This window comes from Rhodospirillales bacterium (genome assembly GCA_018666775.1).
In the GTDB taxonomy this organism is placed as follows: Bacteria; Pseudomonadota; Alphaproteobacteria; order SMXQ01; family SMXQ01; genus JABIXC01.
This window is the reverse complement of sequence record JABIXC010000007.1, coordinates 176,617-196,298: the sequence shown is the minus strand read 5'-3', so window position 1 is coordinate 196,298 and position 19,682 is coordinate 176,617. Positions and strand designations below refer to the sequence as shown.

20 protein-coding genes and 1 tRNA gene are annotated in these 19,682 nt (G+C 53.0%); 12 read left to right on the top strand and 9 right to left on the bottom strand.

The genetic code is table 11. The features are described from left to right. Positions 1 to 11 precede the first annotated feature (11 nt). Together HOJ08_03160 and HOJ08_03155 are read left to right on the top strand one after the other, a co-directional pair. A complete protein-coding gene (locus tag HOJ08_03160) occupies positions 12 to 1,832 on the top strand; it encodes a tetratricopeptide repeat protein (protein MBT5672438.1) in 1,821 nt (606 codons plus the stop codon). Further along, entirely contained in the window at positions 1,829 to 2,755 is a 927-nt protein-coding gene (locus HOJ08_03155; protein ID MBT5672437.1) for a 4-(cytidine 5'-diphospho)-2-C-methyl-D-erythritol kinase, read from the top strand. Before HOJ08_03160 ends, HOJ08_03155 begins: the two co-directional genes overlap by 4 nt. Positions 2,756 to 2,852: 97 nt before the next feature. Here HOJ08_03155 and HOJ08_03150 read toward each other — a convergent pair whose 3' ends face one another. From HOJ08_03150 to HOJ08_03140, 3 genes are all read right to left on the bottom strand, one after another. After that, positions 2,853 to 4,472: an SEL1-like repeat protein gene (locus tag HOJ08_03150; protein ID MBT5672436.1), complete on the bottom strand. Its 1,620-nt coding sequence runs from the start codon at positions 4,470 to 4,472 to the stop codon at positions 2,853 to 2,855. A gap of 54 nt (positions 4,473 to 4,526) precedes the next feature. Then, entirely contained in the window at positions 4,527 to 5,108 is a 582-nt protein-coding gene (locus HOJ08_03145; protein ID MBT5672435.1) for a hypothetical protein, read from the bottom strand. Positions 5,109 to 5,405: 297 nt separating this feature from the next. Further along, on the bottom strand, positions 5,406 to 5,591 hold the full coding sequence (locus HOJ08_03140; protein ID MBT5672434.1) for a hypothetical protein: 186 nt from the start codon (positions 5,589 to 5,591) through the stop codon (positions 5,406 to 5,408). 156 nt (positions 5,592 to 5,747) lie between these two features. On the opposite strand from HOJ08_03140, the gene HOJ08_03135 reads away from it, so the two are divergent. Further along, a tRNA-Gln gene (locus tag HOJ08_03135) sits at positions 5,748 to 5,824 on the top strand. A gap of 225 nt (positions 5,825 to 6,049) precedes the next feature. Further along, positions 6,050 to 6,580 carry a helix-turn-helix domain-containing protein gene (locus HOJ08_03130; protein ID MBT5672433.1) on the top strand — a complete coding sequence of 177 codons (531 nt, stop codon included), beginning with the start codon at positions 6,050 to 6,052 and terminating at the stop codon, positions 6,578 to 6,580. Between the two features lie 60 nt (positions 6,581 to 6,640). Here the strand turns inward: HOJ08_03130 and HOJ08_03125 are convergent, their stop codons facing one another. The 4 genes from HOJ08_03125 to HOJ08_03110 form a co-directional block, all read right to left on the bottom strand. Next, the gene (locus HOJ08_03125) at positions 6,641 to 7,492 is read right to left on the bottom strand and encodes a glutathione S-transferase family protein (protein ID MBT5672432.1); all 852 of its coding nucleotides are present in this window, start codon (positions 7,490 to 7,492) and stop codon (positions 6,641 to 6,643) included. A 107-nt stretch (positions 7,493 to 7,599) separates the two neighbouring features. Further along, on the bottom strand, positions 7,600 to 9,081 hold the full coding sequence (locus HOJ08_03120) for a UbiD family decarboxylase (protein ID MBT5672431.1): 1,482 nt from the start codon (positions 9,079 to 9,081) through the stop codon (positions 7,600 to 7,602). 52 nt (positions 9,082 to 9,133) lie between these two features. After that, a complete protein-coding gene (locus HOJ08_03115) occupies positions 9,134 to 9,601 on the bottom strand; it encodes a MarR family transcriptional regulator (GenBank protein MBT5672430.1) in 468 nt (155 codons plus the stop codon). Positions 9,602 to 9,815: 214 nt separating this feature from the next. Then, complete coding sequence (locus HOJ08_03110) at positions 9,816 to 10,565, bottom strand: sulfite exporter TauE/SafE family protein (protein ID MBT5672429.1); 750 nt, start codon at positions 10,563 to 10,565, stop codon at positions 9,816 to 9,818. Positions 10,566 to 10,636: 71 nt separating this feature from the next. Here HOJ08_03110 and HOJ08_03105 point away from each other — a divergent pair, with 71 nt between their 5' ends. From HOJ08_03105 to dapA, 8 genes are all read left to right on the top strand, one after another. Then, on the top strand, positions 10,637 to 11,530 hold the full coding sequence (locus HOJ08_03105) for an acyl-CoA dehydrogenase (protein MBT5672428.1): 894 nt from the start codon (positions 10,637 to 10,639) through the stop codon (positions 11,528 to 11,530). 23 nt (positions 11,531 to 11,553) lie between these two features. Beyond that, on the top strand, positions 11,554 to 12,777 hold the full coding sequence (locus tag HOJ08_03100) for an FAD-dependent oxidoreductase (GenBank protein ID MBT5672427.1): 1,224 nt from the start codon (positions 11,554 to 11,556) through the stop codon (positions 12,775 to 12,777). Between the two features lie 138 nt (positions 12,778 to 12,915). Continuing rightward, positions 12,916 to 13,224: a non-heme iron oxygenase ferredoxin subunit gene (locus HOJ08_03095; protein MBT5672426.1), complete on the top strand. Its 309-nt coding sequence runs from the start codon at positions 12,916 to 12,918 to the stop codon at positions 13,222 to 13,224. 39 nt (positions 13,225 to 13,263) lie between these two features. Then, on the top strand, positions 13,264 to 13,848 hold the full coding sequence (locus HOJ08_03090; GenBank protein MBT5672425.1) for a hypothetical protein: 585 nt from the start codon (positions 13,264 to 13,266) through the stop codon (positions 13,846 to 13,848). After that, positions 13,845 to 14,393 (top strand): hypothetical protein, encoded by a 549-nt coding sequence (locus tag HOJ08_03085; GenBank protein ID MBT5672424.1) that lies wholly within the window; start codon positions 13,845 to 13,847, stop codon positions 14,391 to 14,393. Before HOJ08_03090 ends, HOJ08_03085 begins: the two co-directional genes overlap by 4 nt. A gap of 37 nt (positions 14,394 to 14,430) precedes the next feature. Then, entirely contained in the window at positions 14,431 to 15,429 is a 999-nt protein-coding gene (locus HOJ08_03080) for an ornithine cyclodeaminase family protein (protein MBT5672423.1), read from the top strand. A 132-nt stretch (positions 15,430 to 15,561) separates the two neighbouring features. After that, positions 15,562 to 16,665, top strand: coding sequence for a gentisate 1,2-dioxygenase (locus HOJ08_03075; GenBank protein ID MBT5672422.1), 1,104 nt, complete (start codon positions 15,562 to 15,564; stop codon positions 16,663 to 16,665). Continuing rightward, on the top strand, positions 16,628 to 17,593 hold the full coding sequence (gene dapA, locus HOJ08_03070) for a 4-hydroxy-tetrahydrodipicolinate synthase (GenBank protein ID MBT5672421.1): 966 nt from the start codon (positions 16,628 to 16,630) through the stop codon (positions 17,591 to 17,593). Before HOJ08_03075 ends, dapA begins: the two co-directional genes overlap by 38 nt. Positions 17,594 to 17,663: 70 nt before the next feature. Here the strand turns inward: dapA and HOJ08_03065 are convergent, their stop codons facing one another. Then, positions 17,664 to 18,401 (bottom strand): SnoaL-like domain-containing protein, encoded by a 738-nt coding sequence (locus HOJ08_03065; GenBank protein ID MBT5672420.1) that lies wholly within the window; start codon positions 18,399 to 18,401, stop codon positions 17,664 to 17,666. Between the two features lie 2 nt (positions 18,402 to 18,403). Beyond that, positions 18,404 to 19,657, bottom strand: a complete 1,254-nt coding sequence (locus HOJ08_03060; protein ID MBT5672419.1) for a Rieske 2Fe-2S domain-containing protein — start codon at positions 19,655 to 19,657, stop codon at positions 18,404 to 18,406. Positions 19,658 to 19,682: the final 25 nt, after the last annotated feature.

The window sequence follows — 19,682 nt, the reverse complement described above, 5'->3', positions numbered from 1 at the left end:
GTATTTTGGGAATGAAGACAGGAATAAAGACAGCATTGGTGCCAAAAATTCGGGCTGTGTCGGCAACAGCCGTGATGATCGCTTGTTTGGGCGTGGTTGCAGGCAGCGCTAAAGCGGTTGCTGCCAGCAACGATGATGCGCTCTGGTATCCGGGCATTCATTCCACCCCTTATGGCGATTTTTTGGCGGGCCGGTTTGCGGAAAGCCATTTTGACGCGGCGTTGGCGTCACGGTTGCTGTCCCGCACGCTTCGGTATTTGCCTAATGATCCGGGATTGTTGCGCCAAACCCTGCATCAAATGATTTCCGCCGGGCACATGGAAAAAGCAGTGCCCTTGGCCCGGCGCTATCTGAAGCTTCAGCCTAAAAACGTCATGGCGTCTTTGTTGCTGGCGGTTGACGATGTTCGCAACAAGAAGTTGTCCGATGCCAGATTGAAATTGAAGGTCATTCCGAACCGTGGCCTTGGCAGTTATTTTGTTCCATTGGTTTTGGCCTGGGTTCAGGCTGGTGAAGGCGATGGTAAGGCGGCCATAAAAACGCTGGCGCCATTGGGCAAACGACAGGGACTTGGGGTTATTCACACTCTTCATTCGGCCCTGATTCTGGACCTTGTTGGCGAACCAAAACGCGCAGCGCCATTTTTTGAGAAACTAGCCACAGGCAAGGAACACCAACGGTTTGTTCTTTTGGCGGGCGCTTTTTTTGAACGCCAGGGTGACAGTGAGCGTGCCGAAAAAATTTATCGGGCGGCCCTTGTTGGTGAACCGGGCTCGCGGCTTATGGAACAAGCCCTTGCGCGCCTGAAAAAGGGCGAAAAACCGGCGCAGATGATAACTGGCGCGGGTGACGGGGTTGCTGAGGCGCTTTGGAATCTGGCCATGTTGTTGAACCAGGATCGCATTCAGGAGATTGCGGTGATGTTGACGCGCATGGCATTGCATCTTCGTCCCCAATTTGCCGTCGCCCAGATTCTGTTGGGGGATATTTTTGAGACCGTTGATCGTTATGGGGATGCGGTCAAAACATATGATGGCGTGGATGTGAAACACCCGCTGGCATGGCGTGCGTCGCTTCGGGCCGCGTTGGTTTTCGATCGCATGGGAAAGACCGATGAAGCCATCAAGCGGTTGACGGCAATGGTGAATGAAAAAAATGACCGGACCGATGCGCTTATTGCCAGAGGCGATTTATTGCGTTTCAAGAAACGCTATGTCGAGGCCATCAAGGATTATGACAAGGTGCTTGTTCGAATTGGCCCGGGCAAGCACCCAAAATGGACCCTGTATTATTCCAGGGGGATTGCACATGAGCGCTCGAAGCAATGGATGCGTGCGGAAAAGGATTTTCTGACGGCCCTTAAAATGTCACCCGATCAGCCGTTTGTTCTGAATTATTTGGGATATTCCTGGGTGGAAAAAAAGATGCACCTCGATAAGGCGCTGGGCATGATTGAAAAGGCCGTCAAGGCCCGGCCCCGGGATGGCTTTATTATTGATTCGCTCGGCTGGGCCCATTACCAGCTCGGGACTTTTTCCAAGGCGGTGACGTATCTGGAACGTGCCGTGATGCTGAGTTCAGACGATGCAGCCATTAATGATCACCTGGGAGACGCCTATTGGCGCGTCGGACGCAGGGTCGAAGCACGGTTCCAATGGCGCCGCGCCCTTAATTTTGGACCTGAACCCGATCAGGTGCTGAAAATTAAGAAGAAACTGGACAATGGCCTTGGGGCAACCGAAGAAAAGCGGAAGGCCTCCCGCTCAATAGGCTCAGGTGCGCAGGGCGCACCGGATATTGGTAAGGGTGCGTCCGCACCACGGGGAGGCTGAACATTCCCGAGCGCGTCACAGCCCCGGCCAAGCTCAACCTTTTTCTCCATATTGTTGGCAGGCGCGGGGATGGCTATCACCTTCTGGAATCGCTCTGTGCCTTTGCCAGTCTTTCAGACATCGTGGAAGTCAGTGACAGTGAACATTTCGGCCTTGAACTTGATGGGCCATATTCAAGCCTGTTACCCCCAAATGATACCAACAATCTGGCTGTTGCCGCAGCCCGCGCTTTTTCTGATTGGGATGGGCGGGGCAAAAAAGCCCATATCCGGTTGACCAAGAACATTCCTGTCGCCGCTGGCCTTGGCGGTGGATCGGCAGATGCCGCAGCGGTTCTGGTCGCCCTTTCAAAAGCGTGGGATCGCCCCGATGCACCGTTGGCGGAAATTGGCCTGGCTCTCGGGGCTGATGTTCCGGTATCGATCCGCTCTACCCCTGCCTTCATGGCCGGCATTGGCGAAGATCTGATAAATTTCCCCCATCTGCCCTGTGCTGGTCTGGTGCTTGTTAATCCCGGCGTAGGTGTTGAGACCCGTGCCGTGTTCAAGGCCTATGATGATGCCCCCCAAAGGGCCGGTTCTTTTTCTGAAAGTATGGCCTCCCAATTCGTCCCATCACATTTTGGCGATGGCCCTGCAACGGTGGGTGAACTGGCGGGTTTGATCGATGGATGCGGCAATGATCTGACATCGGCGGCGTGCACCTTTGCCCCAACGATCGGGGATGGATTATTGGCTCTTTCAGAAAGCAGCGATTGTCTTGTGGCCCGCATGGCGGGCAGTGGCGCAACCTGCTTTGGCCTCTATGAAAATGGCGCAAAAGCGCAAAAAGCAGCCCGTGAAATTGAGCTAAGTAGTGCTAATGCCGGGTGGTGGGTATGGTCAGGGGAGCTGTCTGATAGTCGCAGAAATGCTGAGGTTTAGATGGATAAGTCATACCGGGTAGTCCGCAGTATGCCTAAGTAGTGTCTAAAGTAGTTCTCTTTAAAAATTGTCGAAGATGGCTGGCCCGGGGTGTGGTTCAGGGTGCTTTCAAACTGCCCGTAATTTCCCGTATATGCTGCAATAGAGCGATTGAGGGTTGGCCATCAACGGCCAAGCCAGCGAACCCCTGATAGAGCCGAATGGCCTCTATGGTTCGTGCCCCGGCCTGACCATCGGCACTACCGGGATTGAAACTCAGGGATGCCAAAAGCCGTTGGATTTCGCGAATTTCTTTTACCCCGATTTTCCCTGTGGCTTTAGGAACTACCAAAATGCCAGAAGTAGTGCTTGGGGATGTGCCAGCCAATGTGCCCCCTGTTGCGGGGGCAGAAGGCACTAGTTTTGAACCGGCCTGTTTGGCTTTGGCATACCAGGTGCGTGCCTTTTGCGGGTCTTTGGGTGTGTCCTGTCCCAGCGCATAACTGCGGCCCAGATTAAACATGGCATCTGCATGTCCTTTGCCAGCCGCCTTTTGAAACCATTGGCGGGCCAACACATGGCTTTTTACGACCCCCTCACCATTGGCATATAAAAGGCCAAGGCGGTATTGGGAATCGGCAAACCCCTGATCGGCAGCAGATTGGTGCCAGAAAAAGGCCTGAACCGGGTTGAGGGCAACCCCGGTGCCTTTGGCATGCAGAAGGCCAAGGCGATGCTGCGCCCGGGTATAGCCTCGGACAGCGGCGGCTTCGATCCATTGGATGGCTCCTTTTAAATTCTTGCCTGTGCCTTTGCCCTCAATCAAGGCCATCCCAAGGGCATATTGATGGGACGGAACGCCCTTTTCAGCCATGGAGCGTAATGCCTGGATGGAGATATCAGCAGGAGGGGTCTTTTCTATCGCGGGGCTATTGGACGCACCCTTTTTGATCTGGGCTATTTTGGGGGGGGTCTGATCAAGACTTGGCGGCACCTGCACCCTTTTGTTTAATTTTGTCGCGGTCCATTTTTCTGGTGTGGGTGGGGTGGCCCATAACCAGCCCAGCAGCCCCAAGGCGCCGATCATCAGGGTGACGGCGCCAATGCCTATAAAAATACGGGGCACGCCTTGGCCGGGACGGGCGGGGGGGTGCCATTCAGAAGCTGGATCGCTCTGTTGGCTGTGTTCCGCTTCATCAGCACTACTAAAATCTCTGGGGATATCCTGATCGCTGATATCCGGGGAGGTGTCAATAACGGGGGGGTATATATTCGGTTTATCATCATCATTGTCGTCATCATTGGCATGGTTGGCACTACTGGCACTACCAGCACTACTATCGCTACTGGATTCTGTGGCTAAATGCGGATCATTGGTGCCCGGGGATGCATGAGGGGGGCCTTCCTGCAAATCAGCGTTTGCTGCATTTCCGGCATTTTGGCCCTGATCCAATAATTTTGGCACCTGGGTGTCCATTTCGTGCAGGGCATCATCTATCGGATCGATAAGTTGGGCCAAACGAGAGTGGCTGGAATCGATACGCTCTTCCAGGGCTGTTAGGGCGTCATGAATAGGAGATTCGCCCCATTGTGGGCTTTCTTGGTCACGGGGGCCTGTTTCAGGGCTGTCTAGGATGGCACGGTCAAGCCAAGGTCCAAGATCAAGGCCCGCAGACTTGGCTGCAGCCATGGCCCGCACCCGGGCTTTCATTCCGATCTTGTCAATGGTCCAGGGCATGTTTTGCTCCGGTCCCTTTAATGGTTTGGTTTGGCGTTGCTTAAGCTTCGGCTACTAAGAGAAAAATTTCGAGAAAAATCCGTCTTTGCTGCCCCGCCGCTCGGAACCACGGGGTTGGTCCGGGGGGGTTTCCAAATGGTCGAGGCGCTCTGCCACCCGTGACAGGGCACGTTCCAGCGGGGCGGTATCATCCGATTGGCTCTTGGAGAGTCCTTCGATTTGTTCGGAAAGGTTTTTCACCTTTTCCACAATCGGGGCAATGGTGCTGGTAGTACGGGTTTCGGTTTCTTCGATTTTTTGGGCCAGACGGTTAATGCTTTCAAGCACGGCTGCGGTGGTCGGTGCGGGGGGGCCAGACGTCTCGGTAGGTCCATTTCCCGTGGGTGCACCATTTCCTGCACTACCGGCCGCCCCATTTGCATTGGCGGTGGCGGTATTCCCTGCCTCAGCGCCCTGAGTAGCATTGGTGCTATCCCCAGCAATACCGCCAGATTTCAGCTGTTCTTTCGCCGCCATACGGATGGTATGGCTTAACCATTGGCCAAGGGACATATCAGCCCTACGCGCAGACAGTTTTGCTGCTTCGCGGGCTTCAGGCTCGACTCCTTTGACGCTCCAGGGCGATGTTGGCTTCATTTAGCGCTACTTTGTCTGTTCATATTGGCACTACGACGGTATGGCTAAATTTACAGGAATAGGTTTTTGCGATAAATGTCCAGAAAAAAGTGAGTAAATATAAGACACTTTGAGCTTATCGATGCCAGTATGCCCGGGTGCTACTCTATGAAAAATAGTAGTTCCCGGTATTCTAGGGGCTTGTTTTTTTGTGAAAAACTCGGTTTTTCAAGATCAATTGTAGGGCTATTAAATGAGGGCCATACGCATTGATATGCAGGTGGGGTGATATGCAGGTGGGGTTAAATCACTTGCGTATTAATCTGCTTCTTTATCTTTTTGGTTTTTCCGACGATCTTCTTTTTCTTTGGCGGCGACCTCAGTGATGAGGTGGTCAAGCCAATCGGCCAGGGAAAGGCCAGCTCCGGCCGCTGCCAGAATTGCCTTTTCCATCGCTTGGGGGGAAATCCCCTCAATGATCCATTTTGATTTATGATCGTCCATGGCCCCACGATAGAGCATTTTTAGACATTTTGTTAAGTCCCCCCTGTTTTAGGCCAAACCAGTGTTGCGCAGGTTCACCCATTGGGCGTAATGTGCGGCCCGTCCCTGCCAGACGAATGACCCATTGGGTTATAAGACACGGTTGGTGGGACAGATTGGGGCGTAGCCAAGTGGTCTAAGGCACCGGGTTTTGATCTCGGCACTCGCAGGTTCGAATCCTGCCGCCCCAGCCAATCTTTTCCAGCATGTCACCTTCCCGCTCTGGTCGCCATTATTCTCATGATCATATCCGGGGACTTCTTACGTCCGCTTATGACGGTGACCTCAACCGGTCAACGCAACACTTTATCTTAAACGCAAAGATGGAGTGTGTAGATATGGTTCAAAGAAGAAGTCGGATTTATTTTACGAGTAAGCAGAAGTCAGAGATATGGGATCGCTGGCAGCGTGGCGAGCCGATGAGTTCCATTGGCCGCAGTTTTGACCGGGATTCATCATCGATTTATCCGTTGCTATCTCGTACAGGCGGTATTCGCCCTCCTGTTCGAAAACGCTCAAGGTTGGCGTTAACGCTGTCGGAGCGTGAAGAGATATCGCGCGGGATCGTGGGCGAGCAGTCCATCCGATCAATGGCCTTGGCGCTCGGTCGATCAGCTTCAACAGTAAGTCGTGAAGTTCACCGCAATGGTGGCTATGATCAGTATCGGGCTGCGGTAGCTGATGAACGCGCTTGGGATCGAACGCGTCGCCCAAAGCTATGTAAATTAGCGAGGTCACCGTGGTTGCGCTTGAGCTTGTCCTGGGCTTTGGGATTGGCACGTTCCATGGCACGGTCAAGGCCGAATCCGCCGCCATTTTTGTTACCCTTGTCCTTGGCCACAACGTGCATGGGGGCAAAGACCAGAAGGGCGGCAATGGTCAAGGTGAATGCTGTGATAGAGAAAGCGTGGGATGTTTTCCTGTTTTTCATTTGTCTGGACCTTTCATGAAGTTTTTGGGGCTGAGCCTGTGCGTCCTTGTCTAATGAACCTTTTGAAACTTTTCAGATCTTAATCGTTGTGGTGGGGATTCCAAGCCCGGGTTTCGGGGTCGCGCATTTCTTCTGTGATGCGCCTTGCTTCATCGCGAACCTTGGCACCTTCTGCGTGCATCAAATCGGTCCAGGTGATGTCCCAATCAAACCATTCCAAAATGGCCTTTTTATAGGCAGGGCGATCGCGCAGCCGTGCGAACCAATCGGCGACTCTGGGTTTGTCTTCCCACAGGAAATCCAGTTCCAGACAATAGAGGCGCTCCATGTAGGGCGACATGGCAATATCGGCCAGCGAAAATTCCCCGATCAACCAATCTGGCCCCCCTCCGGCCAATGCCTTGCCAGGGCCGGTGCCTGCAAGGGCTGCATCAATTTGTTCCATCAACATGTCATAGCGCCGCATGGCGGTACGAAAATGGATGTTATCAATGCCGCCTTCAAAACTGGCGATCTTGCGGGCCTGTTTATAAGGGTCCATCTGGCCTGATATCTGGTTGCCGTGGGATGGCACGTTGCGATAGGCAATGGATGTGGTGACAACGCCTGCGGCCGCATGGATGTTTTCGTCCGTCATCCGGGTCCAGGTGCGCATGCGGGCCTGTTGATAGGCATCTTTTGGGCGGATGGCGGGGCCATCGAACACTTCATCGACATATTCATTGATGACGGTGGATTCGACGATGATCTTGCCATCATGGTCCAGCATGGGCACCAGACCAAAGGGGTTAAGGGCCAGATATTCAGGGGTGTGCTGGTCGCGTTCACGCAGGCGGATGATTTCACCCTCCCATTCAAGGCCTTTTTCTTCCAAAGCCATCCGTGATTTGGCGGCACAGACCGATGTGTGATGATGATAAAGTTTAAGCATGCGTCTTCCCCTGTTTTTGAATTTTGCCCAGTGTGGCGCAGGGAAGCGCATAAGAAAAGGGGCAGCGCGAACGCTGCCCCTTTAAACATGTGCCTTCAACGGGAAGGTTATTTTTTAGGTTCGTCCAAAACCCAACCGAATTTGTCGCGGGTTTCTTTGGATAGTTCCTTGGAAGGCATGTTGACCAATGGGAATTCATCCATCCAATGGAATGGACGACAGGCATCAATGATGGCGCGGGAATTAGTGAAATCTCCCGTTTTGCGTTGATCCGGTGTAATGCGTGGATCCAGTGGCGTTGACCATGTGTTTTTGATGATGTCGATGGAGGTTGCCGGATCAGACCGGGTAACAACCGCCCACATGACTTCTTCCAGATTGGACACGTCGATGTCGTCATCAACCACAACCACATATTTACCTGCATAGGCGCCAACATGGCACTGAGAGGCGATATGGCCGGCCTGGCGGGCATGGCCCGGATAGCGCTGTTTGATGGCAACGGCCAGCATCATACGCGAAGAACCACATTCATCGGCCCACACGGATGTAACATCAGGCACGCCAGCGGCTTCAATGGCGCGTTTCAGCAGGGCTGAACGGGCAACGGCGCGATAACGGGCCAGTTCGTCGGGTGGGCGTTGTGGAGGGCACCCAAGGATGATGGGGTCGTTGCGATGATAGATCGCTTCGACATGCATCACAGGTTCCGGGCGGGTGTCGGAGGCATAATAGCCGGTCCATTCCCCAAACGGGCCTTCATCGATGAATTCTTCTGGATCGATCCAGCCTTCGATGACCATTTCGGCATTGGCAGGGAAGGGCAGGCCAGTGACCTTGCCTTTGACGCATTCCATGGCCTTTTCACGATAGCCACCAACCAGATCATATTCGCAAAGCCCATAAGGGACTTCGGAAGATGCCATGAGGAACATCATGGGATCACCACCAACAACGATACAGGCTGGCATTTTTTCGCCGCGTGCCATGTATTTGTCGCGATGGATCCGGCCATGTTTACCCGGAGAGATATAGAAGCCGACCTTTTTCTTGTCTTGGATCATGACACGGTAGGTGCCGGTGTTGATCCAGTCTTCGTCGGGGTCCTTGGTCACGTTGTAAGAGCCGGTGCCGATGTAGCGCCCGCCATCTTCTTCGTGCCATTTTGGCGTCGGGTATTTGTACATGTCGATGTCATCACCGGTGATGACATTTTCCATGATCGGGCCAGTTTCAACGATCTTATGCGGAATTGGCTTTTTGGTTTCGGTAATCTCGGCCAAACCATCGGTCAATTCCAGCTTTGACATGTCAGAGGGGAAACCAATGGTCATGCCCCTGCGTTTGCCACCGAAGAAATTGGTGAGCACCCGGAAGCCATCGGGGCAACCCGGTACTTTGTCGAATAGGGCGCAAGGTGCGGGGTCGGTGTGGTGCAACATTTCTGTCACCATGCCGATGTCTTTTTCCCAGCTCATGCCATCGAGATAACGCATCTCTCCCAGCTTGTCTGCCTCTGCAATCCATTCACGTAGATCGTCATACGCAAAAGCGTGTTGAACATTCTTTCCAGCCATTGAGAACTCCATTTAGCTATTTTGTTATTGGGTTGAAAGATAAGGGTTAAATCAGTCAGTAAAATTATGCACTAGCGACTTTTTTCTCTGTGCTAGCGCTGCTTTCCAGGTTGGTGATCATGCGCAGCATAAGCTCGCGGACCAGAAGGGATTCATCTGAATCGAAACCGCGCAGAAGAATTTTTTCATAATCTTTAAAATAGACGGGTTGGTGTTCCAGCGCCAGCTTGCGACCATTGGGGGTCAGGCTGACAATGACCGAGCGACCATCGGTTGGTCCCCGGCGGCGCAGGATCATGCCCATTTCTTCCATCCGGCCCAAAAGCCGGGACAGGGTGGAAATTTCAATGCCGGTTAGTCTGGCCAGTTCATTGACCGTGCGGTTGCCAGCAAGGAGACGGAACAACACGCGCACGCCTTCAATTTTGAGCCCCAGCGGCCGCGCCCAGTCATTCACCAGCGCTTCCACTTGCTCGACAATGCGGTGCATCAAAAAAGGTATGGAACGGTCTTCCAATTCGTCGTCGATCATGGTCATCCCTGTCAAATAATGTCGCCCGGCTGCTTTCTTCGGCGCCGATGGTTCGGTTGTTATCCGATGTTTTAAAGCGTCATTCTTAAGGTAAGATTACGCTACTTTATTTGCGTTTGCAACAATTGAAAATGCAAACAATTTCAGTCTGTTGGCATTGTTCAGGTGTAACAGGGTATGAAGTGGGGGCGTTAAATCGAGCCAGAATCAGGCGCTAAAATAGTCCGCGGCGGATCAGGTTGAAGCCGATCAGGATCATGGTCCCCAGCAAAATTTTGCGAAAGCGATCCTGATTGATGCGCCCGCGCACCCATTGGCCGACCATCAAACCAGCGAAGGTTGGGACCAGTGAAACCAGCCCCGGAACCACATGGCGGGTTTCCAGCACCCCAAAATGGACAAAGGCAAATCCCGCAGGGATCAGGGTCATCAGATAGACCAGCCCGATGGAGCCGATGAATTCTTCTTTCTTAAGGTGCAGGGCGACAAAATACATAATCACCGGCGGCCCACCAATCAGTGCCATGCCACCGAAAAACCCACCACCGGCCCCGGCACAAAGGCCCAAGGGACGTTCAAGGCGTTTGGGAATGCGAAAGCTGGGGCTGGCAAGGGAAATGGCCGAAAAGGTTGCGATGGCCAGGCCCAAAATGGTTGCGACAACGGTCTGATCGAGCCGCACCAGAGAAAAGGTCCCGGCCCAAACGGTGCACGACAGCACCAAAAGCAACGGCCAGAACCGTTTGAATGCCGCGACCATTTGCCCGCCCCGCAATGCCTGCCACAGATTGCTGGCAAGGATGGAGAAATACATGATGGCCACGACTTCGGGGATTGGGGCAAAGATGGACACCAATGGCAAAACCACCATGGGCAAGCCCACCCCCAGCACGCCTTTGGTAAAGCCACCAATGGCGAAAATTGCGAAGGCAAAGGTAAGTGCCGTTTGGGAAAGATCGAGCATGGGGCAACTATTGGCCTTTTTCGGTGTCTCCTGTCAACACGGGCACTTGAGCAACCTTGTCTTGGGGCGCTATGGTCATTGTTCAGGATTTAAAACAGGAGAACATCGTGGCGGCATTGGGCGAAGGTATCAATTTACAAGATTGGGTTGGGCGCACCCAGACCGTCACCGATTTAATCGCCCCGTTCCCCGTGGCGGCACTTGAGGCCAGCCTTGATCGGGATGGGCCAGCGCCAAAGATGGGTGATGTGTTGCCGCCGCTGTATCATTGGCTTTATTTTTTGGGCACCGCCGCGACCGAAGCGCTGGATGTGGATGGCCATCCCAAACGGGGTGATTTTTTGCCCCCCGTTACTTTGCCCCGGCGCATGTGGGCATCATCAGATGTTCGTTTTGAAGGCGATTTGCATATCGGCGATATGGCCAGCCAAACATCGACCATTGAAAGCATTGCTGAAAAAACCGGCCGCACCGGGCCTTTGGTGTTTGTCAATTTGCGCCACGACGTTACCGGGCCATCTGGCTTGTGCGTGGTTGATCGCCAAACGGTTGTGTACCGGGAAATGCCGCCAAAGGATGCTTCGACCCCGCCTGCAAAGCCAGCCCCCACCGATGATGCGTTTCATCGCGTGGTGAGCCCCAGTGCAGCGCTTTTGTTTCGATATTCTGCGCTGATTTTCAATGCCCACCGCATTCATTACGATCACCCCTATACCACAGAGGTAGAAGGCTATCCGGGTCTGGTGGTCCACGGGCCTTTGCTGGCAACCCTGTTGAGCGATCTGGTCCGGCGCAACACTGGCGATGCAGCCCTTGCCGCGTTCCAGTTTCGGGCCATGAGCCCGGTGTTCGATGATGCAGATTTCACCGTCTGCGGCCGGGCTGATGGCGATAAAGACGTGCAGCTTTGGGCCAAAAATGCAGATGGCGGCTTGTGTGTCCAGGCGCAAGCCTCGCTTAAATAAGAGTCAGTAAAGGGAGAGATTTTATGGCGTCAAAAGATAGCATTGTCATTATTGGTGCGGGCCATGCCGCAGGCCGCGCGGCGGAAGCCATGCGGGCAGCCGAACATGGCGGTGACATCATCATGATTGGCGATGAACAATATCTGCCCTATGAACGCCCGCCTTTGTCCAAGGAATTGTTGATCACCGATGATGGGGTGGAAAAGACCTTTCTCAATGGGGCTGAATTTTATGCAGAAAACCGGATTGAAACCCGTTTGAGCGCGGGCGTGGAATCCATTGATCGTGCCGCCCACAAGGTTCAGCTGATTGATGGGGATGTGGTCGCCTATGATCGGTTGCTGATTGCCACCGGGGGCCGGGTGCGGCGTCTTTCGTGCCCCGGTGCAGAACTTTCAGGGGTGCATTATATCCGCAGCATTGATGACACCCTGGCACTGCGCCCGAAATTAAGGGATGGCGTGCATGTGGTGGTGGTGGGTGGTGGCTTCATCGGGTTGGAGGTGGCCGCCAGTGCGCGCCAACGCGGTGCCCGGGTCACCGTGGTGGAATTGGCCGATCAAATTCTGGCCCGGGTGGCAGACCCGGCCGTTGGTGCGATGGTGGCGGATTTGCATCGATCAAAGGGGGTCGATGTTTTGACCGGGGTTTCGGTGGAACGTCTTGATGGCAATGGCCATGTCGCGGAAGTGATCTGCACGGATGGGGAAACCATTGCCGCCGATCTGGTGGTGGCGGGCATTGGTATTTTGCCCAATCAAGAAATTGCCGCCAATGCGGGCCTAGACGTTGAAAACGGAATCAAGGTGGATGAATTTGGCCGCAGTTCGGATGCAGACATTTATGCCGCCGGGGATGTTGCCTTTCATTTCAATCCCATTCTTGGCCGTCATGTGCGTCTTGAATCCTGGGCCAATGCGCAAAATGGCGGCATTGCGGTTGCGCGGAACATGGTGGGTGAGCCAACGCCTTATTCAGAAGTGCCGTGGTTCTGGTCGGATCAATATGATCTGAATTTACAGGTGGCGGGCGTCCCCCTTAGCTGGGATCGATTGGTGGTCCGTGGCGACCCCGAAAGTGGCAAATGCGTCATCTTTTACAAGATGGGTGAGAAAGTGGTGGGGGCAACCAGTTTCAATATGGGCCGCGAAATGCGGTTTTGCCGCAAATTGGTCGAAACGGGCCGGGAAATTGCCGATTCTGACCTTGGCGATACGGATCAGAGCCTGCGGAATCTTCTGGCTTAGAACCGGGGCCGGGAATGGTTAATTTCCGGGGGGTTTCAGGGTCCGGGGTGGTAGGCTTGACAGGGGCGGCAAAGAAAAGTACGACCTCTAAGCATTACGTGTGAAAACGCTTTCATTAAATCAAAAACGGGGAATTTTATGGCCCAGTCCCATCTTGTTGCTAAAACCACTGAAATTGCTGATAACGAAGCCAAAAAAGTCATGGTTGGTGAACTTCAGATCGCAGTGTTTAACCTTGGCGGTACATTTTATGCCACCGACGATATCTGCACCCATGCCTATGCGTCCCTGGCAGAGGGATATGTCGAGGATGGTTGCGTTGAATGTCCGCTTCATGCCGGCCTGTTTGATATTAAAACCGGCAAGGCTCAGGGCATCCCCGTATTCGAAGATATCAAGACCTATCCCACCCGTGTTGATGGCGAAGACATCTTCGTAGACGTCTAATAAAATTGGTTGGCCCAATATAAGGGCAAGGGAGAAGACATGACCGAAAGCATCGGCGAAGACATCATTCCACGCGTCGAATATGACGACTTTGGAACTGAATTGAAGGAATCGCTGCGTTCAAAGGTCGAACGGCTTGGCTATTGCGGTGAAATTTGGCGGGTTGGTGCCAACGCTCCGAAATCCATGTTCTGTTTTGCGGAAATGACCGAAGCGCTGAAATCTGAAATTGATATGAAGCTGGTAGAACTGGTCGCCCTGACCTCTGCCGGGATCATGGGCAATACCTATGAGCGCAATCAGCACGAACGACTTTCCAACACCCTGGAATATGGGCGTGACTGGATCAAACAGGTCAATGAATTACAGGCCGAGCCCGGACGGCACATGAGCGATGCGGAATGTGCGGTACAGAAATATGTCATCGCCGCCATCTATCGCCGTGGCCATGATTGCCAAGACATGTTCAAGGATGTGGTGGCCGCCATTGGCCCAGAACAATCCACCGGGATTTTGTTATCGGTGGGGCGTTGCGTCCAGCATGCCATTTTCCGCAATACCCTTGGCCTTGAACCGCCGGTGGCATCCTTGTTTGATGATGATCAAGATGGGGCGGCTAAATGAGCGATCGGATTATCCGACTTGCCTTTGAAGACCTGCCCGATGCCTTGCAGGATGTGTTCCGTGCACGGGTTGAACGGCTTGGCTATCTTGGGGAATTCTTCAGGGCCATGTCTCATGCGCCGGAAACCATGGGCGGGTTTCATACCATTACCGAAAGCCTGAAAAAGGTTCTGCCCGATAATTTTACCGAAATTGTTTCGCTTTCCCTGTCATCGAGAATGGGCAACCGTTACGAACAATTCCAAAATGAACGCCTTAGCCGAAAGCTGGGCTTTTCCGATGCCTGGATTCTAGAGGCAATGACCCCTAATGTTGGGCCAGACAGCGTTTTTTCTGCAGAAGAAAAAGCGGTTCAGAAATTTGCCATCAAGGTCATGGAAAACAAGGGCCAGGGCGTAGAAGCGGAACTGGACGCAGTGATTGATGCGGCAGGCGTGGAACAAACCGTTGGCATTATGTGGCTGATTGGGCGCACCGTGACCCATGGCATGATTTCCAATACGCTGAAACTGGACCCGCCGGTGGCATCCCTTTTTGAAGACTAGATTTTAAAATTAAAAGACAGAACAAAGGAAACAGGCAATGGCCGACATTATTATACCCGATACATTTCTCTGGATCACCGAAGCTGATGTGTGCCGTTTGATCGATCTTTCAGGCTCCGTTGAGGCTTTGGAAAAGGGATTGAAACTGGAAGCAACCGGTGCGGCCGTAAACATGACCAAGACCCAGACGGTCTGGGATGTTGGGTCCATGAATGTCACCGGCGCACAGTTCACGGGTGATGGCCTGGTGGGTGCAAAAGTCTGGTCCAATGCCAATTTGGGCGCAGCCCCCTTGATCGTTATGCACAATTCCAATGATGGCCAAATAGCCGCCATTGTCGAAGCCTTTGCGCTGGGCCAAATGCGCACAGCATCGCTGTCTTCGGTGGCGACCAAATGGTGCTCGGTCGAAGACGCCGATGAAATGGCGATCATGGGTTCAGGCCATCAGGCGCTGCCACAGGTTGCCGGTATTGCATCGGTGCGCAAATTAAAGCGTGTCCGTGTCTGGAGCCGTACCCCGGCCAACCGGGATGAATTTGTCGGCCAATTGCGCGATGCATTTGATTTTGAAATTGTCGCTTGCGACACGGTGGAAGAAGCGGCCAAGGATTGCCCCATCATCACAACCTTTACCCGTGCAAAAGAACCATTCCTGTTTTCTGACATGGTAACCCCTGGCACCCATATTAATGCAGGCGGGGCGATTATCCCCACCAATGCAGAAATCGATCAGGGCGTGCTGGATCGGTGTGACAAGATTATCTGTGATAATCTGGCACAGGTTCAAAAAGGGTCCCGTGAATTGATGGAATATGCGGCAAAGGCCGGCACCTGGGATAAGGTAAAACCCATTTGTGATCTGGTGAAGGATGCAAAACCCCGGCCAGCGGGCACAGACATCAGCATTTACAAGTTTATGGGCATGGGCTTGGCCGATATGGCCAGTGCCGTTGAAATTCTGAAACGGGCCCGGGCAGAAGGTGTTGGGACGGAAGTTCCCCACCCGAAACGTTCAAAGCCACGGTTGACTTAAGGGCGGTTAACAAAAAAGCTACTTTTTACAGGGTATGGTTGCGTGAACCTGAGTATAAAAGCAATACCAGTATAGTATTTTTTAGGAGGAGACCAAATTATGGGCGAATTTGCCGACATTAAAGCGAAAATGGTGGAAAAATCCGGGCGACAATCCCCCGACACCCATTCCTGGGGGGATCATTCCCTTGATCTTTGGGACCCGTTTGTTGTGCCCAAAGAAGAAATCGATGCCGAAATCGAGCGTCTTTCTGGCATTGCTGCCCCCAATAACGGGATAAGGCGCACCTATTTTGTGCATCCGAAAGCGGAAGAGGGGCTGTTGAGCTTCACACCGGGCATGTCATGTTCTTTGGATGTGTTGCTGCCGGGGGAAGAAACCGCTTACGTGCGTGAAAATGCATCGCTGGTGAATTTCCCGATTTTGGGCGGTGGCCAGATGGCCATGGGTGAGGCGATCTTTGACGTCAAACAATATGATGTGCTGACCACCCCCGCCATGACGGTCCACAAATACATCAACAACACCGATTCCGTGCAGGCCCGGTTCCGTTATTCGAACCAGCCCATGTTGGACCGGCTGAAAATTCATTGGCTGGATGAAGACCCACCCGTGCCGGGTGCCGAGAATAATGATGTGACCGATACGGCAGAAGAAGCGGGTGATTCACCCAAAAGCCCCTTTGGCACATTCCAGCTGACCGATGATGGCGCGTTTCTCAAGCCTTATGAGGAATTGATCAATCCAGAACCGATTGAGATCAATCCCCATAGCTGGCCTTGGGGCAATGTGAAGGAAGAACTGGATAAACTTGCTGCCCTTGGTTCCAAGTATAAAGGCCGCCGGTTGTATCTGCTTTATGATCCTTCCACGGGCCGGACCAATGGCACCAATGCCAACTTCTTTTCCTGCATCACCATCCGCCCAGAAGGCATTGTTGATCGGCCCCATCGCCATGCGTCGGCGGCCATCAATTATTACTTCGGCGGGGCGGGCCATTCTGTGGTTCAGGGCAAACGCTATGAATGGAAGGCTGGCGATCTGATGCTTTCAGCACCGGGTTGGGCCATTCATAATCATGCATCCGATGTCGGACCGGTTTATGAAATGACCATTCAGGACATGCCGTTCTGCATCAACACCGATAGCCTGATGTGGCAGGAAGACCTTAAAGGGCCAATTTCCCTTCTGGGTTCCCATGCAGGCTTTGATACCAACCGCGAAAAGGTTTCTTGACGTGATAAAGCTGAAAAAGAATTTCCTGCGTGGGTCTTACCCACCGATCATCACCCCGTTCAAATCAAATGGCGCGGTGGATTATGATAGTTTCCGCAATTGCGTGGATTTTTCCATTCGCAATGGCAGCCACGGGTTGTTGATTTCGGGCACCACGTCGGAACCCTCAACCCTGACCCTTGATGAACGCATCCAGCTTTATAAAGAAGCCATTGATGTGAACAAAGGCCGGATACCGATGGTTTGCGCCACGGGTTCACAGTCTGAAGCCGAAACCCAGGTGTTGAGCGATGGTGCAGAAAAAGCAGGTGCGGACGCATTGTTGGTGGTGACGCCGTATTACATTCGCCCGCCCCAACGCGGCCTTGCAAAATATTATATTAATGTCTGCAAGCGCACCGATTTGCCGGTGATGATTTATCATATCCCCGGTCGCACGGCGATTAACGTGACCATGGATACGCTTAAGGAAATCACCGCAGCAGCCCCCAACATGGTGGGCATGAAACATGCGGTGAATGATCTTGGCTTCTGTACCCATATGATCAAGGAATTTGGTCCTGAATGGCGCGTCTTTGTGGGGCTTGAAGACCTGTCCTTCCCCATGCTTTGCGTTGGTGCCTGTGGCTTGATGAATGCCGTTGGTAACTTGCAGCCTAAAAAGCTTTCGCAGATGTGCGAAGCGGTGGACGCATCCGATCTGAAGCGTGCCAAAAAGCTGCATTATGAGCTGACGGAATTGAACGAATCCGTGTTCTTTGACACCAACCCCATCCCCATCAAATACATGATGTGGCGCATGGGCTTGATTGCCAAAAACAACCATCGCTTGCCCATGGCACCCGCCGGTGCCGAAGTGGCAAAGCGTCTTGACGGTGTGATGAAACGCGCTGGTCTGAAACGCGGCAAGCTGAAGAAGAAAAAATAAACAATTGCCCCTCGCAAATAAAAAGCCCGGCTAAATCAGCCGGGCTTTTTTAATGGTCTGATGGGGAGCCTTAGACGGGATAGATGATTGAGGCAGGGACGAGGGCTGAATCAAAGACGGCGATGCGTTCCTTGATCTTCAGCACGCCCCGTTCACGGGTCAGCTTGTCCAGATAACGCCCGGAATTGAGAATTTTGGTGAACTGGTTGGGCAGGGTTTCCAAAACGGCATAATTGGCTGTTGCCTCAATACCTGCGCGGGTTTCTTTCAGGATGCGGGTGTTGGAGATCAGGTGGGTCAACGCCCGGTCATGATAAACCGTGGTGCGGGTGACAGCGGCTGCCCGATCAAGCAAGCCGCCGCGTCCTTCGGCAAAAATGGTGCCGAGCGGCAGGCCCAGATCATAGTTTTCCTTGCTGATCAGCTTGTAAATGCAGTCCTTGGTGAAATAGGTGTGCCAGGTGTCGATGTCCCCATGATCCAGGGTATCGGCCAGGGCGTAATAAAGGTCTTCCACTTCCATTCGGGTCAAGACATGTGGGGGAACCTTCGCAGAAACGGAACCGCGCGCGCCTGATTTTTTGGCGAGGCTCTTTTTAGGCGCGCTTTTCTTCGCAACCTTCTTCACAACCTTCTTTGCTGTTTTCTTTGCTGTTTTCTTTACCGCTTTCTTGGCCGTCACTTTCTTGACGGATTTTTTCACGGCTGCTTTTTTAGCGGGCGCTTTGCGTACAGCTTTTTTTACAACTTTTTTCACAGCCTTTTTGCCGGGCTTTTTTGCAGGTTTCTTTTTTGGTTTTATTGCCATGACTAAAGACCCATCACTTCGCGGTAATGTTTATAAAAGGCGCGTATCGCCGCTTCGGTAATCATATGGGGGGTGTCTTCGGTGCCAACGCCGCCCATTTCTGTGATTGCACTTTCATCGGGATACCGTGAAACGCCAGATTGTGCAGATTCCATCACTTCGGAATCATCAACAGACACAAAGCCCGCAGGCCCCATCAAATTGGCTTGGCGCAGGCGGCGTTCTGTCATGGCCGCATCATCGTCTTCATAGCCAAAGAAGGTCCAGTGCAATTCATATTCTTCCGGGCTGAAGGCGCGGATCTGGCGCATGGCCACCGTGTTCGATTGCTGCTGGATAATCAGGTTGGGCCAAATGGTTTGCATCACCACCGTGGCGGGGCCTTTTGATGCCCATTCAGGATAGGGCTGGAGCATTTCCGGATTCTCAAGCTTTAAGGCCACATCCATGGCCCGCATTTCTGAATTGTCTTCTGTTTGTTTTTGCGCGCCGCGCTGGGCCACCTGGATGGCGTGCATGCCGGTGGCATCCATTTCCGTTTTGGATGGGGTATCGGCCCGGAACAGACCAAAGGACACCAGAAATACATGGAGCAGCGTTGCGTGATACGGGTCTTTCAGGTTTTCAAATTTAACCTTCCAGTTAGACCGGATGCGTTGGCGGGAATAGCCAAGAACCTGTAACTTCCGGCCATCAAACACACGGTCGAAATAGTTCAGCATGTTTTCGCCAAGGTATTCTTCAAAGCTGGGCATGCCGAGATCAAAGGAAGCAAAGATCACCCCGTTGCGGGTGACGACTTTCAGGGGCTGAAGGCCATTGTCTTCCAGTTTGAAATCAGCCGGCATGCCGCCTTGTTTGTTGAGCCCGCGCCGGAACGGCACGCCAATTAATTTGCCATCCAGATCGTAGGTCCACTGGTGATAGGGGCAGATAAATTCGCTGGTGTTGCCGTGTTCTTCGTAACAAAGCTTAACCCCGCGATGGGCGCAGCGGTTGACCACAACATTGACCTTACCGGATTTGTCGCGCACAAAAATGACAGGCTTGTCACCAATGAAGCTGCGGCGGTAATCCCCGGGGTTTGGAATTTCACATTCAAGGCCGATATAATTGTAGCTGGAGCCGCCAAAGATGACGTCCATTTCACGCTTGTAAACAGCGGGATCGGAATAGACCCAAAAGGGAATGCGACCGAGCCCTTCTTTGGGCCATTCGCGGTCAATCTTGGTTTGGGCTTTGGTTGTCCCTGACATTAAAGGTCCTCTGATTGTTTGCCGG

What these genes read in the sequence shown, in the direction of transcription:
- HOJ08_03160 (MBT5672438.1), top strand. Translation starts at nt 12, where the DNA reads ATGAAGACAGGAATAAAGACAGCATTGGTGCCAAAAATTCGGGCTGTG.
- HOJ08_03150 (MBT5672436.1), bottom strand. Translation starts at nt 4,472, where the DNA reads ATGCCCTGGACCATTGACAAGATCGGAATGAAAGCCCGGGTGCGGGCC.
- HOJ08_03145 (MBT5672435.1), bottom strand. Translation starts at nt 5,108, where the DNA reads ATGAAGCCAACATCGCCCTGGAGCGTCAAAGGAGTCGAGCCTGAAGCC.
- HOJ08_03140 (MBT5672434.1), bottom strand. Translation starts at nt 5,591, where the DNA reads ATGGACGATCATAAATCAAAATGGATCATTGAGGGGATTTCCCCCCAA.
- HOJ08_03130 (MBT5672433.1), top strand. Translation starts at nt 6,050, where the DNA reads ATGAGTTCCATTGGCCGCAGTTTTGACCGGGATTCATCATCGATTTAT.
- HOJ08_03125 (MBT5672432.1), bottom strand. Translation starts at nt 7,492, where the DNA reads ATGCTTAAACTTTATCATCATCACACATCGGTCTGTGCCGCCAAATCA.
- HOJ08_03120 (MBT5672431.1), bottom strand. Translation starts at nt 9,081, where the DNA reads ATGGAGTTCTCAATGGCTGGAAAGAATGTTCAACACGCTTTTGCGTAT.
- HOJ08_03115 (MBT5672430.1), bottom strand. Translation starts at nt 9,601, where the DNA reads ATGATCGACGACGAATTGGAAGACCGTTCCATACCTTTTTTGATGCAC.
- HOJ08_03110 (MBT5672429.1), bottom strand. Translation starts at nt 10,565, where the DNA reads ATGCTCGATCTTTCCCAAACGGCACTTACCTTTGCCTTCGCAATTTTC.
- HOJ08_03105 (MBT5672428.1), top strand. Translation starts at nt 10,637, where the DNA reads ATGGTCATTGTTCAGGATTTAAAACAGGAGAACATCGTGGCGGCATTG.
- HOJ08_03100 (MBT5672427.1), top strand. Translation starts at nt 11,554, where the DNA reads ATGGCGTCAAAAGATAGCATTGTCATTATTGGTGCGGGCCATGCCGCA.
- HOJ08_03095 (MBT5672426.1), top strand. Translation starts at nt 12,916, where the DNA reads ATGGCCCAGTCCCATCTTGTTGCTAAAACCACTGAAATTGCTGATAAC.
- HOJ08_03090 (MBT5672425.1), top strand. Translation starts at nt 13,264, where the DNA reads ATGACCGAAAGCATCGGCGAAGACATCATTCCACGCGTCGAATATGAC.
- HOJ08_03085 (MBT5672424.1), top strand. Translation starts at nt 13,845, where the DNA reads ATGAGCGATCGGATTATCCGACTTGCCTTTGAAGACCTGCCCGATGCC.
- HOJ08_03080 (MBT5672423.1), top strand. Translation starts at nt 14,431, where the DNA reads ATGGCCGACATTATTATACCCGATACATTTCTCTGGATCACCGAAGCT.
- dapA (MBT5672421.1), top strand. Translation starts at nt 16,628, where the DNA reads ATGCAGGCTTTGATACCAACCGCGAAAAGGTTTCTTGACGTGATAAAG.
- HOJ08_03065 (MBT5672420.1), bottom strand. Translation starts at nt 18,401, where the DNA reads ATGGCAATAAAACCAAAAAAGAAACCTGCAAAAAAGCCCGGCAAAAAG.
- HOJ08_03060 (MBT5672419.1), bottom strand. Translation starts at nt 19,657, where the DNA reads ATGTCAGGGACAACCAAAGCCCAAACCAAGATTGACCGCGAATGGCCC.